This window comes from Actinoplanes sp. 13 (assembly GCF_056134165.1).
This window is the reverse complement of sequence record NZ_JBVYOQ010000043.1, coordinates 13,444-30,360: the sequence shown is the minus strand read 5'-3', so window position 1 is coordinate 30,360 and position 16,917 is coordinate 13,444. Positions and strand designations below refer to the sequence as shown.

At 64.3% G+C, this 16,917-nt stretch carries 14 protein-coding genes; 8 read left to right on the top strand and 6 right to left on the bottom strand.

The features are described from left to right. Together AC0NH5_RS40590 and AC0NH5_RS40585 are read left to right on the top strand one after the other, a co-directional pair. A complete protein-coding gene (locus AC0NH5_RS40590; RefSeq protein ID WP_474413349.1) occupies positions 1 to 477 on the top strand; it encodes an NUDIX hydrolase in 477 nt (158 codons plus the stop codon). Then, positions 470 to 925 (top strand): hypothetical protein, encoded by a 456-nt coding sequence (locus tag AC0NH5_RS40585; protein ID WP_474413347.1) that lies wholly within the window; start codon positions 470 to 472, stop codon positions 923 to 925. Before AC0NH5_RS40590 ends, AC0NH5_RS40585 begins: the two co-directional genes overlap by 8 nt. Here the strand turns inward: AC0NH5_RS40585 and AC0NH5_RS40580 are convergent. After that, positions 922 to 1,470, bottom strand: coding sequence for an HD domain-containing protein (locus AC0NH5_RS40580; protein ID WP_474413345.1), 549 nt, complete (start codon positions 1,468 to 1,470; stop codon positions 922 to 924). The two genes, AC0NH5_RS40585 and AC0NH5_RS40580, sit on opposite strands and share 4 nt — an antisense overlap. A 43-nt stretch (positions 1,471 to 1,513) precedes the next feature. After that, complete coding sequence (locus AC0NH5_RS40575; protein ID WP_474413343.1) at positions 1,514 to 1,765, bottom strand: hypothetical protein; 252 nt, start codon at positions 1,763 to 1,765, stop codon at positions 1,514 to 1,516. A gap of 139 nt (positions 1,766 to 1,904) precedes the next feature. Here AC0NH5_RS40575 and AC0NH5_RS40570 point away from each other — a divergent pair, with 139 nt between their 5' ends. Continuing rightward, complete coding sequence (locus AC0NH5_RS40570) at positions 1,905 to 2,669, top strand: XRE family transcriptional regulator (protein WP_474413341.1); 765 nt, start codon at positions 1,905 to 1,907, stop codon at positions 2,667 to 2,669. A 934-nt stretch (positions 2,670 to 3,603) separates the two neighbouring features. Here AC0NH5_RS40570 and AC0NH5_RS40565 read toward each other — a convergent pair. After that, a complete protein-coding gene (locus tag AC0NH5_RS40565) occupies positions 3,604 to 4,938 on the bottom strand; it encodes a sigma-70 family RNA polymerase sigma factor (protein WP_474413339.1) in 1,335 nt (444 codons plus the stop codon). An 83-nt stretch (positions 4,939 to 5,021) separates the two neighbouring features. Between AC0NH5_RS40565 and AC0NH5_RS40560 the strand changes: the two genes are divergently transcribed. From AC0NH5_RS40560 to AC0NH5_RS40540, 5 genes are read left to right on the top strand one after another with little or no spacing between them, the layout of a single operon-like run. Then, entirely contained in the window at positions 5,022 to 6,647 is a 1,626-nt protein-coding gene (locus AC0NH5_RS40560; RefSeq protein WP_474413337.1) for a nuclease-related domain-containing DEAD/DEAH box helicase, read from the top strand. Further along, positions 6,644 to 9,904 carry a helicase-related protein gene (locus tag AC0NH5_RS40555; protein ID WP_474413335.1) on the top strand — a complete coding sequence of 1,087 codons (3,261 nt, stop codon included), beginning with the start codon at positions 6,644 to 6,646 and terminating at the stop codon, positions 9,902 to 9,904. Before AC0NH5_RS40560 ends, AC0NH5_RS40555 begins: the two co-directional genes overlap by 4 nt. Next, a complete protein-coding gene (drmB, locus tag AC0NH5_RS40550; protein ID WP_474413333.1) occupies positions 9,904 to 11,769 on the top strand; it encodes a DrmB family protein in 1,866 nt (621 codons plus the stop codon). The genes AC0NH5_RS40555 and drmB overlap by 1 nt, the downstream gene beginning before the upstream one ends. Continuing rightward, complete coding sequence (locus AC0NH5_RS40545; RefSeq protein WP_474413331.1) at positions 11,766 to 12,878, top strand: DEAD/DEAH box helicase; 1,113 nt, start codon at positions 11,766 to 11,768, stop codon at positions 12,876 to 12,878. The genes drmB and AC0NH5_RS40545 overlap by 4 nt, the downstream gene beginning before the upstream one ends. Positions 12,879 to 12,888: 10 nt before the next feature. Continuing rightward, on the top strand, positions 12,889 to 14,103 hold the full coding sequence (locus AC0NH5_RS40540; RefSeq protein ID WP_474413329.1) for a hypothetical protein: 1,215 nt from the start codon (positions 12,889 to 12,891) through the stop codon (positions 14,101 to 14,103). Positions 14,104 to 14,234: 131 nt separating this feature from the next. On the opposite strand, the gene AC0NH5_RS40535 is transcribed toward AC0NH5_RS40540, so the two are convergent. The 3 genes from AC0NH5_RS40535 to AC0NH5_RS40525 form a co-directional block, all read right to left on the bottom strand. Beyond that, positions 14,235 to 14,450 carry a hypothetical protein gene (locus AC0NH5_RS40535; RefSeq protein WP_474413327.1) on the bottom strand — a complete coding sequence of 72 codons (216 nt, stop codon included), beginning with the start codon at positions 14,448 to 14,450 and terminating at the stop codon, positions 14,235 to 14,237. A gap of 579 nt (positions 14,451 to 15,029) precedes the next feature. Further along, positions 15,030 to 16,205 carry a DNA cytosine methyltransferase gene (locus AC0NH5_RS40530; protein ID WP_474413325.1) on the bottom strand — a complete coding sequence of 392 codons (1,176 nt, stop codon included), beginning with the start codon at positions 16,203 to 16,205 and terminating at the stop codon, positions 15,030 to 15,032. Then, positions 16,205 to 16,663, bottom strand: a complete 459-nt coding sequence (locus AC0NH5_RS40525; RefSeq protein WP_474413323.1) for a very short patch repair endonuclease — start codon at positions 16,661 to 16,663, stop codon at positions 16,205 to 16,207. The genes AC0NH5_RS40530 and AC0NH5_RS40525 overlap by 1 nt, the downstream gene beginning before the upstream one ends. Positions 16,664 to 16,917: the final 254 nt, after the last annotated feature.

Genomic DNA, 16,917 nt, shown 5'->3' with positions numbered 1-16,917 from the left:
GTGGGACGACGCATCGACTACTACAACGACCCCCAGGCGCCGAAGGCGAACAGCGTCGTGCCCTCGGCCAACGTCATCGTGGTCAACGACGAAGGCGAAATCCTACTTATCCGCCGCTCCGACAACGACAACTGGGCCCTACCGGGCGGCGGCATGGACCTCGGCGAATCACTGCCAGACACCGCAGTCCGCGAGACGGCCGAGGAGACCGGGATCGAGGTCGAGGTTACTGGCCTCGTCGGTATCTATACCGACCCTCGCCACGTCATCCTTTACACCAGCAACAACGAAGCACGGCAAGAGTTCTCGGTCGTCTTCACGGCCCGCCCGATCGGCGGGACACCCACCCCGAGCTCGGAGTCCACCGAGGTCCGCTGGGTACCCTCGGCACAGATTCCGTCTTTGCCGATGGACCGCTCCATGCGCATGCGGGTCGACCAGTACCTGACCGCCCCGCAAAGCATTCACCTTGGATAGCGACTGGGTCGGCGCCGGAGCGGACACCTTCGCAGCGGTCGGAACGGTCGGCGCCTTCATCGTCGGATTCGTGCTCCTGCGCCGCGAACACCGACGCGAAGCCGACCGCGCCGACGACCAGCAGCGCGCCCAAGCTGAGCGAATCAGCGCGTGGGTCGAGCTGACACGAAAAGTCGACGGCAACCGCGAACTCGCGTTCCACGTCCACAACGCCAGCGACATGCCGATCTACGAGGTAGAGCTGCCACTGCCGGCCCGCGGCGACGAAGAAGCCGGCTCCGAGTTCGTCGGTCTTGTTCCACCAGGACGGACCGTCCAGCGCCCAGCCCCGGCAGAGTGGCTACGGACGTACGTCGAACCCGAACCCGTACAGATCGAATTCCTGGACAGCGCCGGCCGACGCTGGACCCGCGACGAGCAAGGATCGTTGACCCGCGCTGAGGCTTAGCCGCTCGTCAACAGTGCCGTCACGCGGCGGACGGAGGCGATGATCAAAGGGCTCGCCTCGCGGATCGACTCCGCGACGAGGTCACCGTCGCCATACCGGGACAAGATTTCCGCCAGGCGCTGCTCAACTTCAACCGGCTCACCGTCCGGCGCGGTCGTCATGTCGGCGTACGTCATGGCGTCGGACGCCAGTCCTTCGACCAGCGGGAACTCGTCCGAAAGCTGGTCCGAGAGACCTCGATTTCGGCCCTCGATGACTGCGCAGGAGTGGTGAGCAACCAGCCGGCACACCAGCTCGTCGGCCTTGGCGACGTCTCGCAGGTAGCGGGCACCGTCGAGCTGATGCATCCCGGTCACGACAAGATCGGGGGCATACCCGATGTCGTGGAGCCAGGCCGCGGAGACCAGCGCCGAGGCTCGCCCTCCCACTAGGTGAGCGATCGATTCGGCCTTACCTCCGACACCCTGACTGTGCGCCCAACGCCGTGGGATCGACTCGGCCAGCAACAGACGCGCGAGGTCACGGGCTCGTTCGATCTGATCCACATGGGCAGATTAACGAACGTCCCACCGAACACTGCGCATGTCGCTACCTGTCGTCGCCCTCCTCGGACCCGGATTTCTCATCGGCCGGAGCACCCGCCAGGGCAACGGCGAGCCGGTCCGCGACACAAGGCAGAACATCACCGATGCGAATCACGGGAGTGCCATGGCGGCCGGTCGCGACGTACAACGCAGGGAAGTCCTGACCCACGTCGAAACCAGCATCTTCGAGCGCTAGCGCCAGACGATCGGCAGATGCGCGAGCAGCCGCCTCACCACCAGGCTCATCCGTCGTCATCGTCGCCCTTCCGCAGACATCCACCGGCTTTCCAATCGGTTCAGTCTTGACGGTGAGTGAGCAACAAGGAACCACGCGCAGGGACGTCTTGGGACTTCTTAGCTACGATGGTCCTCTCGCCAGCGATGGGAGTCGTTGCGTGAACCATCCCCTATCTCGTGCGCTGCGCGGCGTCGGGCTCAGCGCAGTAGACGTCGCCGCACGGCTCGGCGTCGATCCAAAGACCGTGCACCGCTGGATGACCGGCCGCATGCCATACCCGCGGCATCGTGATGCACTCGCCGGCTTGACAGGGTGGGCACCCAACGACCTGTGGCCCGAACTTCCTCGCCCCGCCGAAACAACCATGCCAGCCGACGAGGTCCGAATCGTCTATCCCCATCGCTCCGCGGTACCAGCGGACACGTGGTCACGCCTCTTCGCTAACGCCGAAGCCGAGATCAGCATCAGCGCCTACAGCGCGCTCTTCCTCGCAGAGAACATCGCCGTGACAAACGCCCTACGCCGCAAGGCCAAAGCCGGCATGCGGATACGCATCGCCCTCGGTAAGCCGAACGGCAAATACATCACCGGGCGGGGCAGCGACGAGGGCATCGGAGACGGGATGAGTGCACGCATCCGAACCGCCCTCGTCGGCTTCGAACCGATCGTCGATGCCGGCGCCGAACTGCGGCTCCACGACACCGTGCTCTACAACTCGATCTACCGAGCCGACGACCAAATGCTGATCAACGCCCACGTGTACGGCCACCCGGGCGCCCACGCACCGGTCCTCCACCTGAGCCAGCGAAGCGACGACGGCATGGCAGCGACCTACATCAACTCGTTCGAGCGAGTTTGGGCAACGAGCGAAGAGATCAGTGCAGCCTCTCCCACTGGGCAGCCCGGCCGCACACGGCTCTGACAACGCGTGCGACCGGGGCCTCGGGCAGCCGGTGTCCCAATGCTTACGCGATCTAGATACCGGCTACCAGAAGAAGCCTGCCAACCCTGTAGGCATGGGAGTACCGCACACACAGAGACGTCCTGTGACACCTTGACGTCCCACCATGGTCCCATCGCGACATAGTGGCCGGCCGGTTGATCGTCACCGTTGACCGGAGAGCCTGTAGCCCGTTTCGATACACAGTTGCTTCTTATTCGGCGTTCGCCGTCTCGGTTCCCAGCGGAGGGGATCGTGGTGGCGGTGCTCTGGTGGACACGATCTAGCTTGAGTAGCCCTCACGGCGTGACCCACGGCCCGGCCTCGCGGCCGATACTGGAGGTGCTCCTCGGACGGATGGGCCGGCAAGGTCTCACGCGCGGAGAAGCGCATCATCTGAATGCGCGACGTCGATAAGAGTTGACAACCCTTGCTAACAACCGCGACCGTGCCGAGATTGTCATCGGTTGCGGCGTCGTGGCGATGAGCTGCACAAAGGCGGCGCATCGGTGATCACCGCTTAACACTGTTTGTGGACCGCAGGCGGGGTTTCATGGGTGAGCGGGGGCCGCTGCCGCCCCGAGGCGCCCGCATGGCTGTCGATAGGCAGACACTTACTGTAAGCGCGTGACTTTCGGCCGATCTCGCCCGAGCTTTCGCTACCGCGCCGCCCGCTGTCGACCCCGTATCGGCGGCGGCCTTGGTTCGCGAAGCCTCAGGCAAGTCCCGGCGGCCTTCGCACACTGCTCCGGGATGGGAGCAGCACAGTCGCCCATCTACAGCGGGCAGCTGCACTCGCGTCCACCTAAGGGCGTCCAACGGCCGCGCGGCAGCGGTCCTTCAGAGCCGTACCCCCGGAAGCCCGGTAGATCCAAGTCCCGCAGATCGTCCACCCTCCGGAAGATTCTGGGTGAACTTAGAGGAAACCGCGCAGCCGTAGGTTGCGCTGTGGTTCCCGCAACTTGGTCATGACCTTGCTCTCGATCTGGCGAATTCGCTCTCGTGTCACGCCGTAGTCCCGACCGATCTCGTCCAGAGTCCACTCCTCACCGTCGTGAAATCCGAAGCGCCGGCGGATCACCCCAACCTCCCTATCGCTGAGTGTCTTCAGCACCTCGTGCACCGCTTCACGCCTCGCGAGTACCTCGTACCGGTCGGCTCCGCTGAAGTTCTCGGTTCGTTGGGCCATGAAGTCCCGCAGCGTGTACTCCTTGTCGTCCCCCATGGGAACGTCGTAGGAGAACACGCCCCTCATGTACTCGAAGTGCTGACTGACCTCCTCTTCGGTGTAGCCGGTCTCCGCGGCGATCCTGCTCAGGGTCGGCCGGATGCCTCGCCCTTCCAGCCTGGAATGCACAGCCTTAGTGCGCTGCATCTTCTCGTACATGTGCACAGGGATGCGGATCAGTCGTCCGTCGTCGGCGAGACCGCGGTTGATGCTCTGCCGGATCCACCAGGTGGCATAGGTGGAGAACTTGTACCCACGGTCGGGGCCGAACTTCTGCACGGCCCGGATCAGGCCCACGTTGCCGTAGCCGACGATGTCCTCGTCGTCGAACGTCGGCTGGCCGAAGTAGCTCTTGGCGATGGACCACACCAGGCGGGTGTTGTGCACGACCAGTGCGTCGAAAGCCTGAGCCGCCTCGGAGTCGTCGGGCAGGCTCGGGCGGAAGTCCCTGGGAAGATCCTCGGTCTGCGACCTGCCGACGCGCATGAGCGCGGCCAGACCAACCTCCAGCTCAGCGCCCAGGATCCTGGTCGCAGGGTTGCGCAAGTGACGCCGTTCACGAAGGAAGCGGCGCGCTGCCGCCAAGGCCTTCGCCCGATCGACGTCGACACCGTCGCGGGCCGCCGTGAACTTCTCGTCCTCGTCGGCGGGCGTGGCACCCACCGCGCCCGTCGTCTGCGCGCCGCCGGACAGCGACCCGCTCACGCGCGTCGAAACACCCCCATGACTCGATGGGACGTGCGTCGCCGTCCGGCTCTGGGCACGAGCCGCAGTAACGGGCGGCACGACTGGAGACGGCTGTGGACCGGTCTCGGCCGAGTCGTCGATCAGAACAATCCCGGCGGGCCGCAGGGCCGCCACCAGACGCATCTCCAGACTCGCCCGCTGTCGTGGATCCTTGGTGATCCTGCCCAGCACACGGTCGATGCGACTTCGCGCAAGACGGTTGTTCTTGACGTACGGGTGGATTCGCCCGATGAGTCGGGTGAGCAGCTCCTGGTCTGCGGCGTCTGTTGTGCTCATGTCACCTAACTGCGGTCAGGGGTCCGCTAAGCTTTTCGTCCCGGGCGGGCTAAACATAAGCGAGGGGTACGACAAAATTGCGGATGATCCCTCGTGAATTGCCTTCGGATCTGAACACGACCGCCGAACTGCGGGTCCACGCGGCGTTGGCAGCGCTGGATATGCCAGGTGTGGGACTGCACTCACTGCTGCTGCCCGAGCACGACTACAAGCTGACAGCCGAGATCGACTTCCTGTTGATCATGGAAACGGTGGTTCTGGTCGTCGAGGTCAAAGGCGCCCGCGTCGCACGCCGACACGGTATCTGGAGCTACTCCGACCGGGCCGGTCACTACCGGGAGTCCCGCGAGGGCCCCTTCGGGCAGGCGGGCAGCGCGATGTACGCACTGCGCACCCGATTGGAGGAGCGCCTGCCGCCGCACCTTCTGACGGACGTGCCGTTCGGCTTCGTGGTGATCACCCCGGACGTCGACCTGCCGGTCAGCGCCGAGTGGTCGGAGGAGACCTACATCGGTCGCGGCCCGCTCTCCCGAGCCAACGGGCTGCGCGACGGCTTGCGCCGCGCGGCGCAGTACTGGGTCGCCAAGCATCATGGAGCTGCCCCGATGCGCAAGGACGTCCGAGAACAACTGCTCGGCGTACTGCGTCCCGACTTCGATCGCAGTCCGGGACTGGCCGCCCGCGCCTCTCTGCTCGACGCGTCGTTCGACCGACTTACCGCCGAACAGTTCGCCCGCCTCGACCTGATCATCGACAACCCGCGAGTGCTGTGCGCCGGCGGCGCCGGCACCGGGAAAACGTATCTCGCCGCAGAGGTGGCACGTCGATTCCGCCGCACTGGCCAGGAGATCCTGTTCACCTGCCGCAGCCCGATCCTCGCCGCATACCTGCAAGGTCGGCTGACCGGCAGCGGGGTGCACGTGGTCGCCTACGACGACCTGGGCAGCTTTCGGGGCAGAGCCGACCACCTCATCGTCGACGAGGCACAGGACCTGATGTCGTTCGAGCATCTCGACGTCCTCGACGGCGTACTCGACGGCGGTCTGGAGCGCGGCCGCTGGGTGATGTTCTTCGACCCCAACGGGCAGGCCCACGTGTACGACGAGTACGACCAGGACGCGCTGGCGATGTTGCGAGGCACCGGCGCGGTGCCGGCCACGCTGCGCCACAACTGCCGAAACACGCCCCAGATCGCGTTCCAGACTCGTGCACTGACCGGAGCGGACATCGGGGTTTCGGTGGCGGGATCGGGACCCGAGGTCGAATTCCGGCCGTGCGCCGACCAGGGCGAGGAGATCGCCCGTCTTGAAGCCCACCTGCGCCTACTCTACGAGCAGGACGTGCCGGGACGTGACGTCACACTGCTGTCGCTGCGCGGTGACTGGGAGACCAGCAGCGCGCGTCGGCTCCGCGACGCACGGCGCGGCAGGATCCGGGTACTGGACGTCGACTGGGCCGCGGCCTGGCCGGGCAAGGACCTGACCTGGGCCTCCGTCAAAGACATCAAGGGCTTGGAGAACCGGTTCATCTGCGTCATCGACGTGGACGGTCTAGCCGGACAACACCTCGACGAGTTGTACGTGGCCCTCAGTCGCGCCCGCGCCGGGCTCTGGGTCGCAGTGGACCCGGCCGCCTCCGACCGGGTCCGTGAACTGTTCGCCGAACACTCACCGGCAGCCATGCAAGCCTTGGGGAAGGCCCCTCGATGAGCGAGACGTACACCGAAGTCCGCAAGCAGTTTCTCGCATACGTCCGGCGCCAACTCGTCGGACCGTTCGCCGACCCAGGCGAAACGATCACCGATCCACCGAACCGGCGCTACCTCATGGGGATCCTGTTCCCCCGCAGCGTTGCCGCCGAGAGCTACATCGAGGAGGAGGGCGAGCAGCGCGAGCTGGCCGCCAGTGACTCAGGCGACGAGGAGAGTCGCTTCAGCGACAGCTCGGTGATCGCCGCCAACGACTTCCTCCCGGCGAGCCAGGGCCTGTCCTTCTACACCTCGGCCAGCAGCCTGCGGGTGCGTGTCGACGCGGCCTGGTACGAGACCCTGCAGGGACCCGCGGCCGACGTGGCCGCAGCGGCGTCACAGAACCCACTGCCTGAACCGACCGAGCGGCCTGAACAGGATCCCCGACGCCCGAAGCACCGATTGTGGCGGCGTCACAGCCTGCCAACCGCTGACGAGACCATCACGGGCAGCGTGCCGGGCGCCTCGATCCTCAACGATCGCGCCAAACTGCACGTGCGCTGGCGCCACGTCGCCGGCGGCGCGCTGATAACCGTGACGGTGGTGAACGCTGCCGAGGCACCCGGCGACACCCGCATCGACCGGCTTTGGGACAAGATGCTTCTGCAGGTCGCCATCCAGGTGGAGGTCAACGGCGACGGCGAGATCCTCGAATACCCGTCGGTCTCCACGCTCAGCCACGACCTCGAGGAGGACGAGCTCCGGCTGCAGCACCGCGACGCCCGCACCTACGCCATTGGTCACGGCTGCGCTGCGGTCTGGCCCGAGCAGACACCGGTGCGCTGCATCACCTCCGACGTCATGCCGGCCCACGAGGTCGCGAAGGTCAGCGCCAAACCCAAACCCGAGCCGGACGGGACCATTCGAGCACGTCGGACACTGGACGTCGCATGGCTCGCCGACCGCGACGGCGACAAGCAGGACTTGCACACCGAACTGACCGCGTTCATCGACGAGTACCGCGAGTTCGCCCGCGAACAGCGCTCAGCGGCCGAGAAGCTCTATACCCCCCGCCAGCGCAGTGCGGCGCAACGCATCCTGGAGCGCATCGACACCGCAGTGCAGCGGATGACCCGCGGTGCCGACCTGCTGGTCGGCGATGACCAGGTGCTGCTTGCCTTCCGGCTGGCCAACGAGGCGATGCTGCGTCAGATGCGCCACTCCCGCCGCGATCTGGCCGGATCCCGTCGCAGCCGGTCGGCCTCGAACACCCTGCCGGACTCCTACGAGCCCGGCGCCCAGTGGCGGCCCTTCCAACTCGGGTTCGCCCTGCTGACACTCACCGGGCTGGCGGACGAGCAGGACCCGGACAATGAACGCGACATCGTCGACCTCATCTGGTTCCCCACCGGTGGTGGCAAGACCGAGGCCTACCTGCTGATGGCCGCGTTCGAGATCTTCCACCGGCGGCTGCGACACGGCGACCGGGGAGCCGGCACCACCGTCATCAGCCGCTACACCTTGACCCTGCTCAGCACCCAGCAGTTCCAGCGCGCCGCCACCACAATCTGTGCCTGCGAACGCATCCGCACAGAGAACCCCGAGCTGCTCGGCGACAGCCCCATCTCCATCGGCCTTTGGGTCGGTGGAGACATGACACCCAACCACTACCCGCAGGCCCGCGAGGCCGTCGAGGAACTCAGAGATCTCGAACGCCCCGACGACCGCCTGGTACTGGAACGCTGCCCGTGGTGCGGCACCGAGATCCTGCCGCGCACCAGGAGCGAGGACCTCGACGACTACGGCGTGCAGGCAACCGATACCAGTTTCCGGTTCTGGTGCACCAACGCCTCCTGCGACTTCCGCACCGGACTGCCGGTGCACGTCGTCGACGACGACCTGTACGAACACCCACCCACCTTCGTTCTCGGCACCGTGGACAAGTTCGCCGCACTGGCCTGGGAACCACGCTCGGGTGCACTGTTCGGCAGACCCAACAGCACCCTGCCGCCCAGCCTCATCATCCAGGACGAACTCCACCTGCTCACCGGGCCGTTGGGCACGACGGTCGGACTGTACGAGTCAGCGATCGAACTGCTCTGCGAACGCGACGGCCAGCTGCCGAAGGTCATCTCGAGCACCGCGACGATTCGACGCGCCTCCGACCAGGTCCGAGGTCTGTTCAGCCGGCCAGTGCAGTTGTTCCCACCGTCGGGGCTGTCGGCCGACGACTCGCACTTCGCCCGCGCCGACACCAGCGAACCCGGCCGCCTGTACGTCGGACTCATGGCGCAGGGACACACCTCCGACACGGCTACCGTGCACACGGTCAGCGCGCTGATGCAGGCGCCGATGGACCTCGAACTGTCCGACGAGGTCCGAGACGCCTACTGGACGCTAATCGCCTACCACAGCTCACTGCGCGAGCTTGGCCGAACCGTGACGATGGCACGCGACGACGTCCCATCCCGCCTGACCGCACTGGTTAAGGACCGCCCGGTACGCGTGTTCGGCGTGGAAGAGATCACCTCCAACGTCGACGCCACCCAACGCCCCGAGCTGTTGGAACGGCTCAACCGCAGCTTCCGCGAACGCAACCATCTGGAGTTCGTGGCGAGCACCAACATGCTCAGCGTCGGTGTGGACGTGCCCCGTCTCGGGCTGATGATGGTCAACGGCCAGCCGAAGGCCACGGCCGAGTACATCCAGGCCACCAGCCGGGTCGGGCGCGACAGGCACCCAGGTTTGGTCTTTAGCCTCTTCCGCTCGACCCGCCCGCGCGACCGTTCCCACTACGAGAACTTCTTGCCGTACCACTCGGCGCTGTACCGGTTCGTGGAACCGACCAGTGTCACCCCCTGGTCCCCGCCTTCGCGGGACCGGGCTCTCCACGCCCTGCTGGTGATACTGGTGCGCCACCATCTCGGACTCGCCGCCGACGGCAAGGCTGGCGACGTCGTCCATCACCGCGCCGCCGTCGACGAGTACATCGAACAGATCGTCGCCGTGGCGCAACGCGTGGAAGCACGCGAAGCCGCCCGTGCCCGCACCGAACTCCAACGCTTCCGCGACGACTGGCTGCAGCGCGCTGCGGAGGCCACCCGCGAGAACAAGCTGCTCTACTACTCCGATAACGGCAAGGGACAGATCAACCTGATCTGTGACTTCCACCAGAGCAGCGGCTGGAAGACCCTGAGATCGATGCGCAACGTCGACCGGCAATCCGCTATCGACGTACTCAAGGGCGGGGCAGCCAGCACCAAGCCGAGGAGGTCGTGATGCCTAAGATCCGTCAATCACAGACACTGGTGCCGTTCGGTGTCGGCGCGATCTTCGACTACCGCGGCGAGTCCTTCGTCGCCTGCGACATCTGGCGTTGGGGCAGCCGCGGCTACAACATCAGATCACCCCGCCTCAGCGCCGCGCTGAAGGTGGACTCGCTACGAGCGGCCCCCGTCACCGAATCGCGAAAGTGGGCGCCACCGTCTGCCGGTGTTCCGTACCTGCGCTTCCCGACGTGGATGTTCTGCCAGAAGTGCAGGAACATGATCCGGTGGAAAAGATCGCAGGAGCAGGAAGGCAAGGTGCCGGTGTGCCCCTCCTGCGACGGCAAGAGACAACTTGTGCCCATGCGCTGGATCCTCATCTGCGAGAACGGCCATCTCGGCGACGTGGACTGGAAACGGTGGGCGCACTCCAGCGCACCGACCGACGCAACCCAAGGACGTTGCGAACAGGACCGTCTAGTCTTCAAGACGCTTTCCGGACAGGGCGCAGGCGGCCTGGAGACACTACGCGTCGAATGCCGCACCTGCACCCGCGGACGCAACCTACTGGGCATCGGATCACCCGAGGCTGCCAAGGCACTCGGCCCCTGCCCCGGCAGGCAGCCCTGGCAGCGGTTCGAAGACGCCCAGGAGTGCGACCGGGTTCCGGTGGCAGTGCAACGCGGCGCCAGCAATGTCTACTACCCCACCGTGCACAGCAGCATCGAAGTGCCCGACACCTCGCTCGCCGCGGCGGGCGAAGAGAAGGGCCTTGAGATCAAGAACAGCGACTGGTATCGGCCGTTGCTCAGCGTCAACGAGGAGTCGCCCCAGTTTGATTTCATCGTGCAGACGCTGGTGGATAGCCACGGTGTCACAGCGGAGTTCGTCCGAGCCCTGGTCCGAGACGAGAAGGCGCAGGAGGCCGGCCGCGGCACGGCCGTCTCCGCTGAACCCGGCGACCTGCTCGGCGAGGAATGGGCGGCCTTCGTCACCCCATTCGCCGACGACGCCGAGCAGGACGAGGACTTCAAGACCCGCCACGTCGGCCTAGGCACCGGTGACTCCGGGACCGTCTTCAACACCCTCGCCGACCGGATCGACAAGGTGGTCGTGGCCGACCGCCTGCGCGAGGTGCGCGCACTGCAGGGATTCCACCGGGTCAAACCCGAGCCGAAGGGCTTCATCCGAGTCGACCTCGGCAAGGGCCTCAAGTGGCTGCCCGCCGTCGAGGCGCGGGGCGAAGGGATCTTCGTCAGCCTGGAGGAGCAGCGCCTCGCCGTATGGGAGGAGGACGAGCAGGTCATCGAACGGGTGCAGGAGTTGGATCAGCGCATCGACTCCTCCTTTATGGCCGCGCGCTTCAGGGACAAGACCGGCCCGCGCCTGACACCCCGATACCTGGTCCTGCACTCGCTGGCGCACCAGCTCATCCGCAGACTCGCCTTCGAATCGGGATACTCCGCAGCGTCTCTGCGTGAACGCGTCTATGCCCGCACTGCCGCTCAGGACGGAAACCAGCAGCAGGCGGGCATTCTGATCTACACCGCTGCCGGCGACTCCGAGGGGACACTGGGCGGCCTGGTCCGACAAGGCGAGCCGCCACGACTGGCCAGGACCATGCTGGAGGCCTTGCAGGACGCCACCTGGTGTTCTGCGGATCCGTTGTGCGGCGAGAACCGCGCCACCTCGTTGAACAGCTTGAACTACGCCGCCTGCCACGCCTGCTCGCTCATCTCCGAGACAAGCTGCGAGTGCGGCAACTTCCTGCTTGACCGCATAGTGCTAGTCGGGTCCGATACGTTCCCGGGCTTCTTCAAGCCTGTCGTTGACGCGGCGCTCAGTGCCGCCAGCAGTGAGGTCAGCGGACACCTGTGACCGACACGAACGACGAACTGCCCAGCTACGAGGACCTCTCCGAGGAGCAGGACGAGATCTACAATCTGCCGCTCGACGGAAACTTCCTGGTCAGCGGGCCGCCGGGAAGCGGCAAGTCGGTGATGGCGCTCTACCGGGCAGAGGCGCTGACCATCGACGACCGGTCCCCGTCCATCCTCATGTTCAACAACGTGTTGAAGCAGTACACACAGCGGCACGCCGCAGAGTTGGGTATCGAAGATAACGTCGAAACGTTCCACCGCTGGCTTGGTGCTCTCTGGAGACAGCACTACCACTCCCGACCTCCTAAACTCGGCGATGACGAGTGGAGTTACGACTGGGCGGCGATGATCTCGCAGTTCGTCACCGCCCCACCCGAGCGGGGAGCGCTCAACGACCTCCTCGTCGACGAGGGCCAGGACATGCCCCTGAGCTTCTACCAACTCACCCGTTGGATCTGCGCGAACATCACCGTGTTCGCCGACGAGAACCAGCAGTTACGCGACGAGAACACGACGCTCAAAGACATCGAGACCGCGATCGGAGCGATCCGGCACGTCACCCTGCGCCGCAACTACCGCAACAGCGTCGAGATAGCCAAACTGGCTCGGCACTTCTACGCCGGCACACCCACCGGGATACCCGGTCTGCCCACCCGCAGCTGGCGCCCCGGTCCCGTACTGACCCAATACCAAACGGATCATGGCTTCGTCGAAGACGTCGCTAACTACGTGAGAACACACAGCAACCGCCGCATCGGCATCGCGGTTCCGACCAAGCGACTGCAGATCAAGTTGCTCAACCAGCTCACACATCGCAAGGTGCCCGTCGAGACGTACGTCTCCGGCGATTCCAGACACAGTCTCCTCGACTTTTCCACAACCGGCGTAAAGATCATCAACTTCGCGAGCCTGAAAGGGCTACAGTTCGACACGCTGTTCGTGCCGGAGCTGCAGACGGCCTCACACGACGTCACCAGCGCAGCGATCCGCATGCGCTTCTACGTCGTGACGTCACGGGCCCGCAACGAGCTTTACCTGTCCTACACCGGCGACACCGAGCCGCCCTTGGTTCGCGACATCCCTAAGACGATTCTGACGCGAAGGTGAATCCACTGTCGTGAACCCGCCCGACACCGACGCCGGTCCGCTCCACAGCCGATACGTGCTGACCAACCGTATGAACCTCAACGCAATACTCAGCAGCCGCATCATCGGCTCACGAGACTTCTTCCCGAAGTACTACCCTGACCTGTTGGAACTCTGCCCGGGCCGTGTCCCCGTCCTGAGCGAACCGCCCGCCCCCGAGCTGATCGACCTCGTGTCGGCCCGGGTCCGTTCAGGTCCGGCCCTGCTGGAGTTCTCAACCGTAGTCACAGCGATGCCGCAAGCCCGTGTCGACTTCGCGGACGCCATCCCGATGTCTGCGGTCAGCGCAATTCATATGCCCAGCGACACCAGCCTACGAGAACATCGAGCACGCAGATACCGCAACATCTACCCTCATGAGCATCTACTCAAGGTCACGCCACATCTATTCACCGGATCGGTGACCCGCGACGACGTGACCCGAGCAGTCACGTCATCCGACGACAGTGAGTCGCTGACGCCACGTGACGCTTCGACATGGAATCTGATCGACCGGAGGCGAGGAGCGCTGTCGGCTGCCGTCGCGTCTGCGGGCGATCCGCAGACGCTGAGAAAGGCCGCCGGCACCCTACAGGCCAGCGCACTCGACTCCAACGAACGAATAATGTCGCTACTCCCCTCAGGAGACACCGGCATGCAGGACGCCGAGCGGAACCTTGCAGCGGCGATCCTCGAAACGCTCATGGCGGCCGACGTACAAAAGGCCTGGGACCCCTCAACGGTAATCCACCGCGTCCATGGCCTTATCCAAGCGGATGAGGTGACTGCAAGCGTCATCACGGCAAATCTGGACCGCGTGACAGCAATCGTCTCAGGTGAGGAAACCTTCACACCGTTCAAGTCCGGAGGGCGCGGGCTGACGAGCGCGAAGGCCTTACTCCTGGTGCTACTACGTCAAGGCCTCACGGAGCTTCTGGACTGGCCCCGCACCGAGACCGGAGCCGACCAACACACCCACCAGCTCGCTGCCGTGTTCGCGGGAGCACTGCGAGGGCTGGCTCGCGAAGCGATCGCCGCGCGGAGCGCGCTCCTGGACGACCTCACCGCAGAGTGGGCGTGCGCGAACACAGGCGAGCCGGACACGACGCCACATCCGCGCATCGAGTCCGACAGGGACGACGTCTATCTACTCCTCGGCGAAGAACGCATCCGCACGGTCAGGAACGCAGATCCTTGGGCGCTGTGAACGCCGTCGGACTCGGGAACGGTTCCGTCGCACCGCCAAGCGCCCGCGAACTGCACGAGTAGAGTGACCTGTCACCGCGGTCATATCACGCGATGACGGTGGCAACGTCGATCCGCCACCGTAATCGTTGATCACTTGTCGCCGACGGCGGGCGCCTGGAAAAGGACGTCGTCAGCGCGCATGTCCGTGGCCATGGGAAGATCCATGATGTGCAGAATCCAGTTGATGCGCCAGTTGCCGGCCCGCGACAGACCGGCCTTCAGAGAACGGCGTTCGCACTGGTCGACTACCGTGATGGTGGCGGAGCGTTTGCACGGGTCTGCGCAACTATCTTCCTCGACAACCAACGCGCGACCTTCACCTGGCAGAACGAATCCCGAACGGCCCGGCGACCATGAAGATCCGCGCGAAAGACCTGCTCGGCAACGTCAGCGAGCACACCGTCGACAACGACAAGCCCGTTGTCGCTGCCCGGCCAGCGTGACGTTCAAGGCCTGGCGCCACAGGACAACTCCACCCGCCACCGCAACGACCGACACAACGTGGTCTGGCACGTCATCGACAAGAGCCAACAATCGCACCGTGGTCCACCGCGCCGTCACCATCGACAACACCGCGCCAGCGGCAACATTCACGAAACACTAACAAGGGGCACGAAACTGACCGTGGCAGCCCGCACACCGCCGCAGCCAGCGACCCTAACGGTATCGCGTGGGTGCAGTTCCTGGTCAACGGCAAGGTGGTCGCCACCTATACGAAAGCTGTCTACAGCTTCGTCGGTCGGATCCGCGTGAGGGCAATTGTCAAAATCAAGGACATGTTGCAGATAGTTCCTTTGAACTAACGAGTCGTTGGTAAATGCTCGTGCTGCCGATCCAGTGGGGTCCGCGCGACACCAACGCAGACCCCTTCAAAGTCATCCGAACTTACAGACCGGTGTGTGCCCGCAGCGCAGACCCAACCACCTCGGCAACCTTGACCGCTACGGCATTGCCAATTACTCCCATGACCCGACTTCGAGGTCCTGGGAATTCGTAATCTCGAGGAAATCCCTGAACTAGAGCAGCTTCTCGTACCGACAGGTAGCGAACCGAACCATCAAGTTTACGAAGCATTGCCTCGCCGCCACTAACGCCATGCACTCCTGCCTTGATGGTCTTACTCGGCAGGTCTAGCGGGCTTCCGGTGTGCTTGGCATACACACGCGCTCCGGGAATAGCAACGTGATTCGGCCAGTCACTTTCCTCAGGCTGCTTAACGAAAGGTTCAGGAACCTCTAGTAGTGCGTCTCGCAGAGTAACCCAAGGCTGCAGGTCAGGTATTCCCACGCGTTTGATTCGCTCGACGTGCCCGGCCAATTGCCTTGGGGGTCCTTGGGGCGCAGCAATATTGTGACGCTTCCAATACTCCCCCGTCACCCACTGATCGTGCAACAGGACGTCACGGGCATAGCCACGCTCAATTCCTCCCCAAGTATCCGCGCCGGCGACGTCCGCCCGTATAGCGACCAGAAAAATCCTACGTCGGGTCTGCGGCACTCCGATGTCGGCCGCATTAATCTCGTCTTGATAGACGCGGTATGTCTCGTCACATTTGTTGGCCCGGATACGCTGATGGTGGTCGCTCCAGAGTTCATCATCGTTTCTAGGGGCAATCTCTGGATGCCTGAGCTGATCTTTGACGTAGTCCAAGTAAGGCGCGAAAGAGGGCCTCGTGAGACCAGGAACGTTCTCGAAAACAACGAGCTTCGGATGGAGCCGGCGTACTACCTCCAGCGCAGCAGGGAACATGTTGCGAACATCGCTATCGCCAGCATGTGCGCCCGCAAACGAGAACGGTTGACATGGAGGACCACCAGCGACAAGCTGAATGGGGCCGCACTGGGCTAGCCGCTCAAAGGTCTGGCGTACGTCCTGCTCGATTACCTGGTCGGGCTTCCACAGCTCCGGCTTTAGTTCGGCGTTGTGACGCAGAACGCGCGCTGCAGGCGCCCACCACTCAACGAGCGCTCGATGCTCAAAGCCTGCGTTCGTAAAGCCGATGGCCATGCCGCCGCCGCCAGCGAAAAGCTCAACTGATTGCAGGTGAGGTTTTGACGTCATTATGCCGGACTCGCCTTCGTCACTCGAGGCTGGCGATTTCTGACTGATCCTTCGACAAAGTCGGCTGCCGCTTGCAATGACGATTGGATATCCGATTCCCAGATGCGCAGCACCTGCCAGCCTTCGGCGGTCAATTCTTCGTTTACCTTTAGGTCGCGTGAAATGTTCTTTGAAATTTTTTCGTACCAGAACTCTCCGTTAGAGACGGTGGAGAGGTAGGCTTCCAAGCTCGGGTATCCGCGCAAACGCCAGGTGTTTCCGTGCCAGTAGTCACCGTCAACGAACACTGCGACACGCGCGGTCGGGAAGACGATGTCTGGCTTCCCGAGGAGGGCTGATCGTAGCCTGTATCGAAGCCCTCGCCGATGAAGTTCATGCCGAAGTAGAATTTCGACACGGGTGTTCCGGTTGGGAACTGCCGACATAATCCGGGAGGTGATGGATGGGTCGCGGCTCATGACCTCGCCTGCCGAGGTACACGCGGCGTTAGACGCTCCCGCATATGATGCACCTGCACCCGACACCGGTCCGAGAGCATCATATGGAGTTCCTTCTCCTCCGCAGACAAGACCTTGCCAGCGGGCTCCATTACAACGATGTGGGCTTCCACCCCGTCCACGGCGTTACGCAACGCCGCCCATAGCAGATTCCGGAAATTCCGGGGCGCGCCCCACGTTACATACACCTCTCGCCCTTGAATTTCTGCGCGGCA